The sequence below is a fragment of the Microcoleus sp. FACHB-1515 genome (assembly GCF_014696105.1).
GTDB lineage: Bacteria > Cyanobacteriota > Cyanobacteriia > Elainellales > Elainellaceae > JAAUTJ01.
Genome location: NZ_JACJPO010000018.1, coordinates 42,197 through 58,030, shown reverse-complemented (window position 1 = coordinate 58,030; position 15,834 = coordinate 42,197). Strand labels below are relative to the sequence as shown.

Genomic DNA, 15,834 nt, shown 5'->3' with positions numbered 1-15,834 from the left:
ACCCAATTCCTTTGCCAAATTTGAATCGTTTATCTTTTCGTGCCGCTGGCCTGATATAGTTTGAAGGCTTCAGCGATCGGTTCTGATGGGGAACAGCCATCAGAAGCAATGGGGAAAGTTTGGTGCAAGTCCAACGCTGTCCCGCAACTGTAATGCGATCGTCAGATCTCAAAGTCAGGATGCCCGCCGATTCTTCAAACTTCTACATTTCTGCGAGGTACAGAAGATGAATTTTTTAAACAAGTTTCGCATTCGCAAAGCTTGGCAAAAAACCGCAGCCTTGTTGAGCTTGACAAGCTGCTTTTTACTTGCCGCAACGCCTGCATTTGCTCATCATGCATTGGATGGGAAAACGCCATCCAACTTCTTTGAAGGATTTTTGTCGGGTTTAGCGCACCCAATCATCGGACTCGATCATTTTGCGATCGTCGTCTCGATCGGATTGCTAGCGGCAATTCATTCCCAAGGAATTTTTATTCCCATTTCCTTTTTGCTGACAGCAATGCTCGGCACCAGTCTTCATCTTGCAGGCGCTAGCATTCCAGGCATTGAACTGTTAGTCACGGGGTCAATTTTGCTGTTTGGTTTGCTGCTGGTGAAGCTCGATCGCTGCAAGGTCAAGCTGTTGATTGGGCTGGCAGCGATCGCAGGTTTGCTTCACGGTTATGCTTATGGCGAAGCGATTTTTGGTGCAAAAATGATGCCGCTGCTTGCTTATTTGGCAGGCTTCACCGTAATTCAGATTGTTGTGTCGCTGATTGCCTTTGTCATTGCCAAAGCAATCCTTTCACGACAAAAGCTGGAGCAGCAGGCGGAGAAGTTTCGTTCAGCAGGCTTCGTGATTTTTGGAATTGGATTCGCCTTTTTTGCATCTCAACTGGTCGAAGCTTTGTTGCCGCTACCGAACGGCTAAAGCTGAATGGACACAGAAGAAAGTCGCTATCACGATTTTCCTACAGCACTGTAAAAAATCATGTTCAGCGTGGTGCAATAGCAACCACAAGACTGTACAGCGATCAAGACTGAAAATCACACCGTTCTGGCAGTCTTGATGAACCATCGTGGGTAATGCTGTGGCACTCCAGACTTGCAGCGACGCTTGAGCGTGTCCGCTCTGGAGTGCTACACGCTGCTGATGGAGTTGTGCGAAGTGGCACTCGCTTGGGCAGCGTTAACTGGACACCCCAGCGGCAGAACCGTATCTCGACACCCGTTGCGTAATTCTGCCGCCGCGTTGATTTCTGCTGTCTGCGAAATGTGATAGATTGCCGGGAATTTAGCTTATTCAAGCAAGTTTTCTAGAATCAAGATAGCTTCCCTGTCAGCGCGGATTTCCTATGGCTTTTTCTTCTGTTACTCGTGCATTAGGTCGATCGCCCCTCACCGGGGAACTTGTCGCCAAACTCAAGCAGCAACACGCGCTGACGCTCAACGGCATTGCTCGCATTCCCAAAGGCCTCGTTGCCAGCGCGATCGCGCAATCCCAGCAGCGCAGCTTGCTGGTTGTCGCGGCTACCTTGGAAGAAGCCGGACGTTGGGCAGCGCAGATGGACGCGATGGGCTGGCAGACGATGCACTTCTACCCCACCTCGGAAGCATCGCCTTACGACCCGTTCGACCCGGAAGCCGAAATGACCTGGGGACAGTTGCAGGTGTTGGCCGATTTGGTCGGCACGGATGCCAGCCAGCCCCCGATCGCGATCGTCACCACAGAACGCGCCCTTCAGCCGCACCTGCCGCCGATCGAAATTCTGCGATCGTACTGCGTCACGCTGAAGCAGGGCATGGAGTTGGACTTGGAAGCTCTCAGTCAGCAGCTTGCCCGCTTGGGATACGATCGCGTCCCGCTCGTTGAAATGGAAGGCCAGTGGAGTCGGCGCGGCGATATTGTCGATGTGTTTCCGGTCGCGTCTGAGTTGCCTGTGCGCCTGGAACTGTTTGGCGATGAACTCGACAAAATTCGCGAATTCGATCCGGCCACGCAGCGATCGCTGGACAGTACGCCGCAAATCGTGCTGACGGCGACGAACTTCAGTCCGCTGATTCTCAAGGGCTTGGCCGATCGATCCGAGCTGGCCGATCAGTCAGAAAGCGATCGCGCTGCGGATGTGCTGTCGCCCTATCTGTCGGCGGAAGAACTCGAACGATTGGGAGAAGGCCAAACGCCCGAAGGTTTGCGGCGATTCCTCGGACTGGCGTTCACACAACCCGCCTCTCTGCTGGATTACTTGCCGTCAAATACGATCGTTGCCATTGACGAGCCAGAGCAGTGTCAGGCACATAGCGATCGCTGGGTCGAGTCTGCTGATGAAGTGTGGCGCGAAACCGGAGAGCGGCTGCCCCGGACACACCGCAGTTTCGAGGAGTCGATGCAGGCGATCGAGTCGTTCGATCGCCTCTACCTGTCGGAACTGGCGGAAGAAAATAGCAGTGCCGCAACGAATTTGTCGAGCCGTCCGGTTCCCGTCACGCCGCATCAGTTCGGAAAGCTGGCAGATTTGCTGAGGCAAGAGCGCGATCGCGGTTTCTCGGTTTGGCTGGTTTCCGCGCAGCCTTCGCGATCGGTCGCTCTCTTACAAGAGCATGATTGTCCCGCGCAGTTTGTGCCGAATCCGCGTGACTTTTTGGCGATCGAAAAGCTGCAATCTCAGCGCGTTCCGGTTGCGGTCAAGTATTCAGGACTGGCGGAACTGGAAGGCTTCATTTTGCCGACCTTCCGCTTGGTTGTCGTGACCGATCGCGAATTCTTCGGTCAGCATTCGCTCGCCACGCCCAACTATGTCCGCAAACGCCGCCGCGCCACGTCCAAGCAGGTCGATCCGAACAAGCTTCAGCCCGGAGATTATGTGGTTCACAAAAATCACGGTGTCGGGCGATTTCTCAAGCTGGAAAGTCTAACGATCAACCGGGAAACGCGGGAATATCTGGTTTTGCAGTACGCAGACGGATTGCTGCGAGTCGCTGCCGATCAGCTTAGTTCGCTGTCGCGCTTTCGGGGTGCGGGCGATCAGGTGCCGCAGCTCAACAAGATGTCGAGCAAGGCTTGGGAGAAAACCAAGACCAAAGTTCGCAAAGCAGTTAAGAAAGTTGCGGTCGATTTGCTTCAGCTTTACGCGCAGCGATCGCAGCAGCAGGGCTTCGCCTTTCCTGCCGACACGCCCTGGCAAGAAGAACTCGAAGATTCTTTCCCCTATCAGCCCACAACCGATCAGCTAAAAGCCACGCAGGACGTGAAGCGCGATATGGAAAATTCGCGCCCGATGGATCGCTTGGTCTGCGGCGACGTGGGCTTTGGCAAAACGGAAGTCGCGATTCGTGCCATTTTCAAAGCTGTCACAGCCGGAAAGCAAGTCGCCCTGCTTGCCCCGACGACGATTCTGACGCAGCAGCACTATCACACGCTCAAAGAACGCTTCGCGCCCTATCCGATTCAGATTGGCCTGCTCAATCGATTCCGTAGCGCCGATGAGCGCAAAAACATTCAGCAGCGTTTGGCAACAGGCGAACTCGATGTCGTGGTGGGAACGCATCAGCTTTTAGGCAAAGGCGTTCAGTTCAAGGATTTGGGCTTGCTGGTTGTGGATGAAGAGCAGCGATTTGGCGTGAATCAAAAGGAGAAAATCAAATCGCTCCGAACGCAGGTAGACGTATTAACCTTGAGCGCCACGCCGATTCCCCGGACGCTGTACATGGCCTTGTCCGGTGTGCGCGAAATGAGCTTGATTACGACGCCGCCGCCTTCCCGCCGTCCGATTAAAACGCATCTGGCCGCGTATGACCCGGACATGGTGCGAACGGCGATTCGGCAGGAACTCGATCGCGGCGGACAAGTTTTCTACGTGGTTCCTCGCGTCGAAGGCATTGAAGAAACCGCCGCCAAGATTCGCGAAATGATTCCCGGTGTGCGGTTGGCGATCGCACACGGCCAAATGCCCGAAGGCGAATTGGAATCCACGATGCTCAGCTTCAGCAACAGCGAAGCCGATGTTCTTGTTTGCACGACGATCATCGAATCGGGTCTCGACATTCCCCGCGTCAACACCATCTTGATCGAAGACGCGCAGAAGTTCGGCCTGTCGCAGCTTTATCAGCTTCGCGGACGAGTTGGACGCGCCGGAATTCAAGCCCACGCCTGGCTGTTTTATCCAAAACAAAGTCAGCTATCCGACACGGCGCGGCAGCGATTGCGGGCGATTCAAGAATTTACGCAGCTTGGGTCGGGCTATCAGCTTGCCGTGCGGGATATGGAGATTCGCGGCGTGGGCAATTTGCTCGGTGCGGAGCAGTCCGGTCAGATGGACGCGATCGGCTTTGACCTCTACATGGAAATGCTCGAAGACGCAATTAAGGAAATTCGCGGCCAGGAAATTCCCAAAGTGGACGATACGCAAATCGATCTCAACCTGACGGCCTTCATTCCCGCCGACTACATTCCCGACTTGGATCAGAAAATGGACGCCTATCGCGCTGTTGCCTCGGCTCAGACTAAGCAGGAGTTGACGCAGATTGCCGCTGACTGGAGCGATCGCTACGGCACAATTCCGGTTGCCGCCTTGCAACTCATTCGCGTCGTGGAACTCAAGCAGATCGCCAAAAAGGTCGGCTTCTCGCGCATCAAGCCGGAAGGCAATCAGCACATTCTCCTGGAAACGCCGATGGAAGAACCTGCGTGGAATCTGCTCAAAGCAAATTTGCCGACGCATTTGCATTCGCGCTTTGTGTATGCTCCGGGGCGCATCACCGTTCGCGGCTTGGGCGTGCTGGGAGCCGATCAGCAGCTTGAAAACCTGATCGATTGGCTGGGCAAAATGCAAGGCGCACTGCCAGAACTGGCGCTCGTGTGAGGCGATCGATCCAACAGCGGCTATTCGTGTTTGGTCAACAGCAAGAACGACTGCATCAACGCGCCGTATTCTTGCTGGTTGATTCTGCCGCTCGCGCAAATTTCCGACAGGCTGCGGTTCAATGCGCTGAAGGCAGATTTGACACGCAGCCAATGATGGCCTTCATACAGCGCTTGCTCTGCGGTCGGAAAGCTTTCGTCGGACGTGAAGCTAGAGCCGATCGGCAGGGCGACCTGCCAGCGCCAGCCAGAAGCGAACTGAGTCGAAGCGATCGAAATCCCGTAATAATCCGTCTGCATCGAATTTCTTAAGACTTTCTTCAGTATTCTACCTTGAAGAAAGATTAAGATTTGTGGATTGTCGAATTTACACGGGCGATCGCTTCAAACTCACCAGCCTCAAAATAAAATGCCCGCCGCTAAAAGCGACAGGGCAAAAAGACAGTTAAACGCTGAATTCAGTGTGCGAGAGATCAAGCGATCGCTTGTGCCACCTTGTGCCGATTTTTTCAGTGTCCCTGCTGCCAAGCGTAGTTTTGCGGCAAACCGAAAGCTGAAGCGCCCAGCACCCGCAGATATTCGCGATCGAAAGCAGTCAAACCGTTGGCGTGCATCGATCGGGCGGTGTGCCGACGCTGCATTTGTTCACAGCCAAACCAAGCTTGACGATGATTTCGCTTCCAGGTTTCCATCGCCACCGCGCTCATGGCCGATCGATCGCTCAGCCACTCGCAGACAATGCGCGTGCGATCAGCCGCTTGGGGATATAGCCGCAGGGCGATCGCATGGCTGGGATATAAACTCAGCAGCATTGTGGGAAATAAAGAGTAGTAGTAGGCGCGATTGCCTTGTTCGCCGCGCAGTCCGGGCAGCGGCAGCACATCGCGATCGATCGCTTGCGATGCGCCCAGAAATGCGCCTGCACTCAAGCTGGGCGATCGATTGGCGGTCGGCGTGTAGAGATAGCGATCGCAGTAGGCTTGAAAAATCAGCTTCCAGTTGGCCTGCACCTCATCGGTAATTTGCTCGACCACGCGCAAACTGGCAAGTCGCCAAGGCGCGAACTGACTAAGCAGTGGCGAAACCGTTTGCGTGAACGGCACTGGATTGGGTGCAAGATTCACCCAAAGAAATCCTTCCCATTCATACAGCGCACAAGCAAACAGCGCACTTTCTTCTGCCGGAACGCTTTCACGACGCGCCGATCGCAGTTGTCCTTCCAGGCTATATCGCCAGCCGTGATGAGTACAGCAAATCATTTCACCAAGCTGGCCGTGCGGCGATTGGCACAGGCGCGTGCGGCGATGACGACAGACATTGAAGAAGGCGCGAGCACATCCTTGAGCATCGCGCAAAATAATGAGATTTTCTGCGCCAATTTGAGCGAGAAAATAATCTCCTACATCAACAATCTGCTCGCCACGACCGACGCAGATCCAGTGATTGTGAAAGATGCGCTGAGTTTCTTGCTCAAAAATTTCTGGCGACGTATAGTAGTGCTCCGCCAAGGTTGATGCTTTTTGGACAGAGGCCGAACGAAAAACAGTCATAGGAGCTTGCTGGCTTGGGTCAATCTACTACAACCCATAAACGTTTAAGCTTAACCGCGCCACCGCGATCGTGATGTATCGCAGGTAGCTTTGCAAGCCGCAATTTCCTTGTTAATAGAAAAATGGCGATCGCACTTTTGAATGGAGTCGATCGCTCGTTCCTTTTTGATGTTTTGTGATGAATAAAGCGCGGCGGACTGAGGTTGCTTGATTCAACCCTCAGTCCGCCGTCACCGAGATCTTCCCGGAAGACTCGTCCTATGCAAAATAACGTGTGCGTGACAGCGTACCGACGCGCTGAGCATCTCTGCCGAAAAACTGAATGCCCGTGACGTCGACGAGCAGATCGTTTCGGGGCGAAAAGCCTGCCTTGTCATCATTCACAGATAGGTAGGTGCGGCTGCCATTTCGGAAGAAGACGGCTTCATTCGGCTTGAGCGACTGATTGCCTCTGCGGTTCGGCAGCAAATCTGCATAAGCAGACTGAGCGGCTCTACGCAGGTTGCCCCTCCGTTCTCCGGCGTTGTACAGGCGGCGCGGCAGATTTCGCGTGCTGAGATTATTGTCAAAGTCAAGCTGAAAGCGATCGCCCTCGGAAAAGGTAAAGTCCGTGATTTGATCGAGCGATCGAAAGGTGGAGGTACGCAAGGCGGCGGCTTTGGTTGTGCCAGAGAACAAGAAGCGATCGGCTCCTCCGTTGCCTGTGCTAGTGTCTCTGCCGTCGCCGCCTGTCAACACATCGTCTTGATTGTCACCAACAAGCTGATCGTCGCTGTCGCCGCCTACTTGTAGGCTGTCGCGAAACTCGCCCGCGATCGGCGTGCCTGCTGCTGTTCTTACCTGAAAGTTGCCGATTTCGTGAACGTTGGTGCTTGCACCTGTTGAAGCGGCAAAGCCAAACTTGAAGCGGCTTGGCAGCGCACCGTTGACATTGACCACGTTGAACGAATCGATCGCCAGTTCTCTGGGGTCGTCAAAGTCGTTGTCGCCGTTGAAATCGACTCGCACCGAAAGCAGGCCAGTCGGAGTCAGGTCTACCTGTGCCCGTCGCCGCGAGTTGTTGCGATTGGCGTTTGGCGCAATGTTGTCAAGGCTGATGCCAAACGGCTGTAGCGATCCGGTTCCGGTCAGGAAAGCGTAGTTGGTGGCAGCACTGCCGCGCACGGCGATCGAATCGGCCTGCCCACCCATGCCGCCAACGCGCCCTTCTGCCTCTGCCGAAAAGAACCCAAATTCATCAAAACCAATGCCAAGATAGCCCCCTGCAATTCCAGGTGCGGCATCTCCTTCAGTGGCTCGTTGAGCATAGCCCAAAGAGCCACCAAAGCCACCGGGCTGAACGGGCGACTGCGACCCATCGAGCAAAATAAAGCTGATGCCGTCGCCGCCACTTCCGCCATAGGCGTAGAAATCAAAATTGATGGACAAGCCTTGATTTGAAGGAACTGGCTTGGTGAAAAGCACTAGCGATGATTGAGAAAATTCGTCGTTCGTCAGGGTGAGAATATTGTTTGTCGCCATATCGGGTTACACAGGGGATAAGGATAGAAAGTCGGCGTTGGCGCTAGCTTGGCTGCGCTCAAGCAGACAAAAGTTTCTCAAAAGACTCGTTTGAGCGGCGATCGAGTTGGTTGCTTGTGGGATCAGTACATGCCCTCTGCAATGGACAAATTCGATCGCAGAGCAGGCGGGTCAATAATCCCTTGTAGAGTTTGTCTTAAACCGTGAAGATTTAATAGACGTTTTCCGCAATTTCACGGAACTTTTACGGGTTCAGAGCGCTTGTAAATTCAAGATAAAGATTTGTTTGCCACAGGCTCCAAAAAATTTGAGCGTCGATCGCCCGGATCAACGCTCAAATCATTTCCATCCATTGCCCATCGAACCATTGCCCATCGAATGTCAAAGCCTTCTCTTAGGCGGCCTGGACTGGAGCGATCGCTCGTTGGCTATCCTTCGCCGCCGTCTACAGGCTGAGACACCGCAGGCATTTCCCACCGCTGGCTGGGCAAAAAGCGAATTTGCTGACCTTTGATGCGATCGATTTCGGCGCGAATTTCTTCATCTTTGAGGGTGTTGGCCGTCAGCAGAAACTTGAAGATCTGGAACGATCGCGTTTGCGTTTGAAAATAGCCGCCGTGAACATCGAGCTTGCTCAGACCGAGCAGATAGAACAGCGTGTTGATCAAGTCGATCGGCAGAGCAGTGATGTGATTCATCGGCAGTGGGACGACGTTCACGCCGCCGCTGGCTTTGCCGCCGCCCATGCGCGAACAGTCGAGGTAGTTGAATTTTAAGAACAGTTCGTAAGACGAAGTAGGCCGCACTGCCCGCTCAGAGTGAAGCATGATGCGGATGTAGGGACGGAACGGCAGGTCAGCATTTTTTAGGCGCTTCAGGTAAACGTTGCCCAGTCGCAATCCGGCCATTTGCATACTCGGTTCGCCGAACCAGTTGCCCACTGTGGACAGGTAGCGCAAAACGATGTCGCGATCGCTCGACATTAAGTAGATCCGGCGACAGCGGCGCATTGCCGATCGCACATAGTTGTTTCGCCCTTCGCGCAAAAATTCCAGCGGAATATCGGGCGAAGCCAAAATCAGCTTGTCGAGCAGCAAATAGCGCCCCATCTTCTCCACCGGATCGCGACCGGGCGCAAGTTCCGTATCCGGTTTGAGTGAGCCGATGTCGTCTTTGCCAAAGCGATCGGACAAAATTCGCAGCACGTTCACCAGCACCAGCGCGCCCATGCTGTGCCCCACCAAATTCACCGTCACCAGTTCACGTGGCCGAACAACTTCACCAGAGATCGGTTCTTTGCGCTGGCTGGCATAGTTGCGAAAACTGCGATCGAGCCGCCAGAAAAATTCGGCTAGATCCGGTGCGCCATAGTGAATGGCACGATAGCGATCGCGCTGGTAAACGACAATTCGCAGCATCAAAAACGCCAGCACCCACAGCATGAAGACAGTGGGAATCAGCCAGTAGCCGCGCACGGCCAAAGCCGCTGTTTCCCAAAAATTGGTGGCGCTGAAGTAGCTTTCGACGGCGGGAATTTTGCCAATCCAATTGAGCAGCGGCAAGCCGATCAGCCGCAAAAAGACGTAGAGCAGCGTGCCGACAATGCCTGCCAAGCCGCTGAGGACAAACAAAAATTTCAGCAAAATGCCGACATTGCGATAGTCCGCCCACAAACCCGGACTGACGATCGGCTTTTCGCTCGGCCAGTGATAGCCAATGTAGCAGTGATCCGGTTGCAGCGTGCGATCGTGGGTGGCCGAGTCGTGCTGGTTCAGCGCGGTTGCTTCGCGATCGAAATTGGCGTAGAAGCTTTTGGCCGGATTGGAATAGCCGTGCGTCCGCAGCGTGACGCGCTGAATGTCGCGATCGCGCAGAATGGCCGCGAGTTCATCGATGTTGAACAAGGGGCGAAACTGGTCAATCGGCGGCAGGATGCGATCGACATTCAGCGAAACCGGAGCCGTGCTGACCGCCAGAAACACATTGGGAAACTGACGGTGTGCATACAAATCGAAATTGCGTCCGATCGCCAGCGAAAACTGCTTGGTTTTCCAGGCGTTGAGCGTTTCGATCACATAGTTTTCATCGACCTGACGGGCAAACTCTGGATATTCGTCTAGCAGATCGCAGCATCCCCGCAGGGCAAGCGCAATTTCCGCTTCGGAAGTGATGCCGCCATAAACAGGAAGCTCATAAAGCGTTTGCGGTCTGGTGTTTGGCGGCAGCGGATAAGCAAGCTGAACAATCCGCGCTTTCGTCCACCAGTCGGAAAATGGTGCGGCATTGCGGACGATCGATTCGAGCCAGCGGCGATCGTTTTGAATCGTTTCTGGCCTTTTGTGATCCCAGCGAAACGGCCAATCGCTGTAGTGGCGCTGTTTCTGTTGCTTTGCCATAGCCTGAATCCCTCAGTGATGGGTGTCGGGTGTCGGGCGTCGAAGATGGGCGGCTGATTGCGAATCTTGAACACCAAAACACACTCATGTTTCCCTGAGAAAACACCATAGCCGCATCGGTTCCCGGATGAGCGATCGCAAACGTTAAATTAATCTCCCGGACGCGAACGGTTTGGGCTAAGTTCGCGCAGCGCTTCTCTCGTGCGTTCCACGCCAGCCGTGTTGCCTTGCTGCTCATAGAGGTCTCGCGCTGCTTGGTAGGCGGCAACCGCTTCTTCATCGCGATTGCGGCCTTGCAAGGCAACGCCAAGCTGAAAATGCGCGTCGGCATCTTGCGGTGCAAGTTCAACAACTTCGCGGTAGGTAACGATCGCCCGCAAATAATCTTCGCGCTCTAGCAGCAGTTCACCCATTGCTTGATGCGCCTCGATCAAATTCGGCTGGAGGCCAACGGCTCGCTGGTAGGCAGCGAGGGCGCGCTCGGCGTTGCCCTGTGCCCGAAAGATATCGCCCATTTTCAGGTAAATCTGGCCGTTGCGCGGTTCGAGGGCGGCGGCTCGCTCCATTGCCGCAAGTCCCTCAGTTTGATTGCCGGAATTGAGCAGCGCGATCGCCAAATTAAGCTGTACGTCACCATCGCGCGGCGCTAGTCTTGCGGCTTGCTGAAGGGCAGTGACGGCTTGGGGATAGCGCTGTTGCTGGAGGTAGGCAGTTCCGATCGCTTCTTGAATCTGCGCGTTGTTGGGCTGACGAGTGGCAACTTGCTGGTAGGCACGGACGGCTCCCTCAAAATCACCTTGACGCGACAGCACAACACCGAGGCCAAGAAACGCTTGAACGTTGTTGCTGTCAAGTTCCGTTGCGCGACGATAGGCTTGGGCGGCTCCCGCATTGTCGTCGAGGTTGGCACGGCTAAAGCCCAAGGCATAGTAGAAAGCGGCGTTGTTGGCGTCAAGCTGCACGGCTCGCTCAAAGGCGGTGACGGCAGCGCGATGATTGCCCTGCCGAGCTTGCAAAAAGCCAATGCCGGAAAAAATGCGGGCGTTGTTGGGCGCAAGCGTCGCGGCTTCTTCGTAAAGGGCGATCGCGCCTGTCACATTGCCTGCATCCACCTGTTCACGCCCCTGCCTAAGCAGTTCGTTCAAGCGCGGATTGTTCGGCTGTGCCTGCGCCATCAAGACGGGCAGCGCGGCAGCGGGCAGCGGCAGGGCGATCGCACCCCCCATGAGCAACAAACTCGCGGCCTGCAATGCGCCGCGCTTTGCAGCGATCGTCGCTAGATTCATAACTTCGAGCTTTGTGTGTGAGGTCAATGGTTGATTCTATCAACAACTGCCAGTCGCAATGGAATCGGTTGCCCATCGATGTGCTGCCAGACCTTACAGCTTGTCGATCGCAATTTCAGGGCAATCGCTCGATTCAAAACCGCAAATTCCTTTAATTCGCATTAAATTTCGGCCAAAATCCCCCCTACCAGCATTGAATTGTCAAAGTGAAATCAGTGTACTAAGGCGTAAGCGTTGTGCTTCGCTCGTTCGTCAAAAACCATGCTTAAAATGACTGCTTCAACCATTTCGGATAGCTTTTTACTTCAGCCGCATCTGGCGCTACACATTCCAGACGGATATTTGAGCTTGCCTGTGAGCTTGATCTGCTGGGTGATCGCGATCGCCTTGATCGCCCTTTCGCTCAAGCGTGTCCAGTCGGAATATCAAGAGCGTGCCGTGCCGCTGATGGGCGTTTGCGCCGCTTTTATTTTTGCTGCCCAGATGATTAATTTTCCGATTCCCGGCGGCACATCCGGCCATTTGCTCGGTGGCACGCTGGCCGGAGTGCTGCTTGGCCCTTGGGCAGGCTCGCTGGTGATGACCGTTGTATTTATCGTGCAGGCCACGCTGTTTCAAGACGGCGGCTTGACCGTGCTGGGTGCAAACATCGTGGACATGGGCTTGATCGGCACGTTTGGCGGCTACTACCTCTACAAAGCCGTTCGCAGTGCGATCGGGTTCAACTCGTGGCGCGGCATGGCAGCAGGCGTTGCGGTCGCTGCTTGGTCGAGCGTCTTCATCGCTGCGATCGTCTGTGCATTTCAGCTTGCGCTTTCTGGCACGATCGCCTTGCCCGTTGCGCTCTCGGCAATGGCGTTTTGGCACGCGCTGATCGGCATTGGCGAAGCAATTATTACCCTGCTGGCCGTGAGCTATGTGTGGCGGACGCGCCCGGATCTGCTGTTTGATCCGCCTCGTCGCAAGGCTGCTTCGCTCTATGCATCGCGCTAACTGTTTTGACCTCTGACCTTCGTTTTATTCAAACTACTGGCTATGACTTCTCGATCGCGCAACCAAGCTTTCTTTGCAATTGGCCTTGGCATTGCTTTGTTCATCGGCATTTTTCTCTCTCCGTTTGCCAGCAGCAACCCGGACGGACTCGATCGCGTCGCGGGCGATCTCGAATTTGACGATCGCGCCGCTGAAGAACCCGCCGCCCATCGTTTGCCGTTCTACTCGATTTTTGAAGAGTATGCGGTGCGCGGCGTGCCCGAACAAGTTGCTACGCCGTTGGCAGGTTTGGTGGGAACGCTGGCAACATTTGCGATCGCCTGGGGAGCCGGAAAGCTGCTCATCAAGGGCACAACGCCCGATCGCGCCGTTGACGATTTTGACGAGTAGCACGAATGCTGCTGCACGTTGGCGCGTTTCAACTGGATATCGACAGCGATCGCTCCTCGCCCTGGCATCGCCTGACGCCGCAAATTCGCATCGCCTGCGCCCTGCTGTTCGTGTTTGCCGCCGCCCTGACGCCAAATGGCCGCTGGTGGACTTGGCTGATCTACAGCATCGGACTGGCGATTTTGCTGTCGATCAGCCGGATTACGTTTCCGGTTTTGCTGCGGCGCGTTGCCCTTGAATCGACGTTTGTGGGGGTTGTGCTGATCGGAACGCTGTTTCGATCGGGCGGCACAATTCTCTTCCAGTGGGGCTGGCTGCAAATCACCACAGAAGGTCTGACCGTCTTGGGCAGCGTTAGCTGGAAAGCTCTGCTGTCGCTGCTGATGCTGAATTTGCTCGTCCTCACGACTTCGATTCCCGCTTTGCTGCACGGCATGACAGCGCTGAAGATGCCGCCCTTACTCGTGGCGATCATGGCCTCAATGTATCGCTACATTGGCGTGTTGAGCGAAGAGTTTACCTCGATGCAGCGAGCCGCCGCTTCACGCAATCTGACGGGCAGCGATCGCTGGCGACGCTTGGTGGTGGGCAACATGTTCGGCTCGCTGTTCATTCGCACTTATGAGCGGGGCGATCGCGTCTATCAGGCAATGCTGGCTCGCGGCTATACTGGCCTGCCGCCCGTCCACGATCTGCCGCGTCCCCAGCGAGCCGACTGGTTTGCCCTAGCTGCCATGATTTGCCTCGTCCTTGCCGGACAAGCCGCTTACCTGTTCCCATAGATGCACCACAATCCGATCTCGATCAAAAACCTCAGCTACAGCTATCCCGACGGCACAACCGCGCTGCAATCGATTTACCTCGACATTCGAGCAGGCGATCGCGTTGCCCTCGTGGGCGCAAACGGCTCCGGTAAGTCCACGCTGCTGATGCACTTCAACGGAATTTTGCTGCCTCAAAGCGGTGAAGTCGTCGTCGGGGATTTGTCCGTTGAGCCGCGCCACCTCAAAGCCGTTCGCAACTTCGTCGGCTTGGTGTTTCAAAATCCCGACGATCAGCTTTTCATGCCCACCGTCTGGGAAGATGTCACTTTTGGTCCGATGAATCAAGGTCTGCGCGGCGAAGCACTGCGGCATCGATCGCACCATGCAATGGAAGCGGTTGGCCTTGAGCCAGAACTCTACGGGTCGCGCAACGCCAACAATTTATCGGGTGGTGAAAAAAAGCGCGTGGCAATGGCAGGCGTTTTGGCAATGCAGCCGCAGGTTTTGGTACTCGATGAACCGTCCGCCCAGCTTGATCCGCGATCGCGCCGCCAACTGATCCAGCTTTTACACCGCCTTCCAATCACCCAACTGATTGCCACCCACGATCTCGATCTTGCCCTCGAACTGTGTCCGCGCACGATCGTCCTCAGTCACGGTCAAATCGTGTTTGATGGCATCACCGAGCAGGTTTTGAGTAATCCTGACTTTCTCGACCAGCACGCCCTCGAAATGCCGCTGTGCTATTCGCGTCCGTACTGTTTGCTGGAGCATCAGCCGCGAGCGATCGCCGCCAGGCGAGACGGCGGTTAAGCGGTGTGCATCAAGCCGTCTTCCGGATTGACTAGGCGCAGCAGCTTTTGTTTAATTTGAAAATCGAAGACTTCCCACTTAATGCGCGTGTAGTCGGCGCTTTCGTTGAAGCCGGACAAAAAGCCCATCGGAATCTCGAAGCCGCCAGCCATCGATCGCCCGCCACCGAAAAAGCGTCCCTGTGCGTCCTGCCCAAACGCTTCTTTGATGAATTCGTCCGGGTCAAGCGTAATCTTGCTCGTCCGCAGCGACCCGACCACGACTTCAAGATCTTCGTCTTCGTCGTGAACGATGCCGTAAACCACAGCGGTATGCACATTTTCCTCAGTAACGAGAAAATCGGCAGCTTGGGGAATCGCATCGCGATCGTCATAGCGCAAATAGCCCACTCCGGCGATCGAAAAGTTGTTGCGTAAAATTCGGTTGCGGAGCGATCGCTCGATCACGTCCATGACCCGCTTCGATCGCGATGCCTGCAAAACCGCATTGAGCAGTTGCGCGTCGTTGAAGCGGCTCAGATACGCAGCGGCGAGGAAATCTTCTTCTTGCGCCTGCATCAAGCGGTTTGTGTCCGATCGCAACCCGTGCATCAAGGCAGTGGCGCACTTGAGATGTTCGCTGTTGCTCGTGTCAAAGCGCAGCAGTCCCGCTTGCAGATATTGGGTGAAAATCGTGGCAGTGGCGCGAACCTGCGGGCGAATGTCGGTGAATTCTGGATGCAGATCGCATTGCGGGCTGTGGTGATCGACCATGAGGACGATCGGCAGGTTTGCCTGCTGCACCACGTCGAGCAGTTGCGTGGTTGTGCCCTGGTTATCCACAAACGCACAGCTTTGGTAGAGCGCAATTTTTTCGCGCAGCATTTGCGGCGTCCAGCGCTGCACGGGCAGTCCGGTCAGCTTAACGAGGGCGATATTTTCCTGGTGGCTCAGCATTCCGGCGTAGACAATTTCGCAGCGGATGTCATACTGCTCAGCGATTAGCTTGTATGTCCAGGCGCAGGAAAGCGCATCAGGATCAGGAAAATCTTGTAGCAAAACAAGCTGGCGATCGCCCCGATGTCGCTCTAGCACTTGATGCAGGGCAGCAACTTTTTGTTCGGTGATGCGGCGTCCAGAAACGCTCAGCAAGCCCCAGTCCGGTTTGGCAGGTAAATCTTCGATGAAACTGTCTGTGCTATCGCCGTTTTTCTCAGTCACGATCGACAAGCTATCAAACGATTTGAGCGAATTAGATTGCATAAAAGCAGGTTGGTAAAGCCAGATGCGAAAACGGTTG

At 55.0% G+C, this 15,834-nt stretch carries 13 protein-coding genes and 1 riboswitch; of the genes, 7 read left to right on the top strand and 6 right to left on the bottom strand.

All coding sequences use genetic code 11. The annotated features are described in order from the left end of the window. The first annotated feature begins 60 nt into the window (after positions 1–60). A riboswitch (cobalamin riboswitch) is annotated at positions 61–206 on the top strand. 20 nt (positions 207–226) lie between these two features. The 3 genes from H6F67_RS04780 to mfd all read left to right on the top strand — a co-directional run bounded on the left by H6F67_RS04780 (position 227) and on the right by mfd (position 4,844). Next, positions 227–913, top strand: coding sequence for a HupE/UreJ family protein (locus H6F67_RS04780; protein ID WP_190763860.1), 687 nt, complete (start codon positions 227–229; stop codon positions 911–913). A gap of 186 nt (positions 914–1,099) precedes the next feature. Further along, entirely contained in the window at positions 1,100–1,261 is a 162-nt protein-coding gene (locus H6F67_RS04775; RefSeq protein WP_190763858.1) for a hypothetical protein, read from the top strand. A 76-nt stretch (positions 1,262–1,337) separates the two neighbouring features. Beyond that, the gene (gene mfd, locus H6F67_RS04770; RefSeq protein ID WP_190763856.1) at positions 1,338–4,844 is read left to right on the top strand and encodes a transcription-repair coupling factor; all 3,507 of its coding nucleotides are present in this window, start codon (positions 1,338–1,340) and stop codon (positions 4,842–4,844) included. Between the two features lie 20 nt (positions 4,845–4,864). Here mfd and H6F67_RS04765 read toward each other — a convergent pair whose 3' ends face one another. The 5 genes from H6F67_RS04765 to H6F67_RS04745 all read right to left on the bottom strand — a co-directional run bounded on the left by H6F67_RS04765 (position 4,865) and on the right by H6F67_RS04745 (position 11,596). Continuing rightward, entirely contained in the window at positions 4,865–5,143 is a 279-nt protein-coding gene (locus H6F67_RS04765) for a hypothetical protein (RefSeq protein WP_190763854.1), read from the bottom strand. A gap of 209 nt (positions 5,144–5,352) precedes the next feature. After that, complete coding sequence (locus H6F67_RS04760; RefSeq protein WP_190763852.1) at positions 5,353–6,393, bottom strand: aromatic ring-hydroxylating dioxygenase subunit alpha; 1,041 nt, start codon at positions 6,391–6,393, stop codon at positions 5,353–5,355. 258 nt (positions 6,394–6,651) lie between these two features. Beyond that, on the bottom strand, positions 6,652–7,914 hold the full coding sequence (locus H6F67_RS04755; protein WP_190763850.1) for a bluetail domain-containing putative surface protein: 1,263 nt from the start codon (positions 7,912–7,914) through the stop codon (positions 6,652–6,654). Between the two features lie 428 nt (positions 7,915–8,342). Further along, positions 8,343–10,310: an alpha/beta hydrolase gene (locus tag H6F67_RS04750; protein ID WP_190763848.1), complete on the bottom strand. Its 1,968-nt coding sequence runs from the start codon at positions 10,308–10,310 to the stop codon at positions 8,343–8,345. A 149-nt stretch (positions 10,311–10,459) separates the two neighbouring features. After that, on the bottom strand, positions 10,460–11,596 hold the full coding sequence (locus tag H6F67_RS04745; RefSeq protein WP_242020501.1) for a tetratricopeptide repeat protein: 1,137 nt from the start codon (positions 11,594–11,596) through the stop codon (positions 10,460–10,462). Between the two features lie 270 nt (positions 11,597–11,866). Here H6F67_RS04745 and cbiM point away from each other — a divergent pair, with 270 nt between their 5' ends. Genes cbiM through H6F67_RS04725 form a run of 4 tightly spaced genes read left to right on the top strand, consistent with a single transcriptional unit; the run spans position 11,867 to position 14,556 of the window. Then, a complete protein-coding gene (cbiM, locus tag H6F67_RS04740; RefSeq protein WP_242020500.1) occupies positions 11,867–12,589 on the top strand; it encodes a cobalt transporter CbiM in 723 nt (240 codons plus the stop codon). Positions 12,590–12,631: 42 nt separating this feature from the next. Then, positions 12,632–12,979: a PDGLE domain-containing protein gene (locus tag H6F67_RS04735; RefSeq protein WP_190763844.1), complete on the top strand. Its 348-nt coding sequence runs from the start codon at positions 12,632–12,634 to the stop codon at positions 12,977–12,979. A gap of 5 nt (positions 12,980–12,984) precedes the next feature. Beyond that, on the top strand, positions 12,985–13,761 hold the full coding sequence (cbiQ, locus tag H6F67_RS04730) for a cobalt ECF transporter T component CbiQ (protein WP_190763842.1): 777 nt from the start codon (positions 12,985–12,987) through the stop codon (positions 13,759–13,761). Next, on the top strand, positions 13,762–14,556 hold the full coding sequence (locus H6F67_RS04725; protein ID WP_190763840.1) for an energy-coupling factor ABC transporter ATP-binding protein: 795 nt from the start codon (positions 13,762–13,764) through the stop codon (positions 14,554–14,556). It begins immediately after the preceding gene. Here the strand turns inward: H6F67_RS04725 and H6F67_RS04720 are convergent. Further along, a complete protein-coding gene (locus H6F67_RS04720) occupies positions 14,553–15,797 on the bottom strand; it encodes a bifunctional oligoribonuclease/PAP phosphatase NrnA (protein ID WP_190763838.1) in 1,245 nt (414 codons plus the stop codon). The genes H6F67_RS04725 and H6F67_RS04720 overlap by 4 nt on opposite strands. Positions 15,798–15,834: the final 37 nt, after the last annotated feature.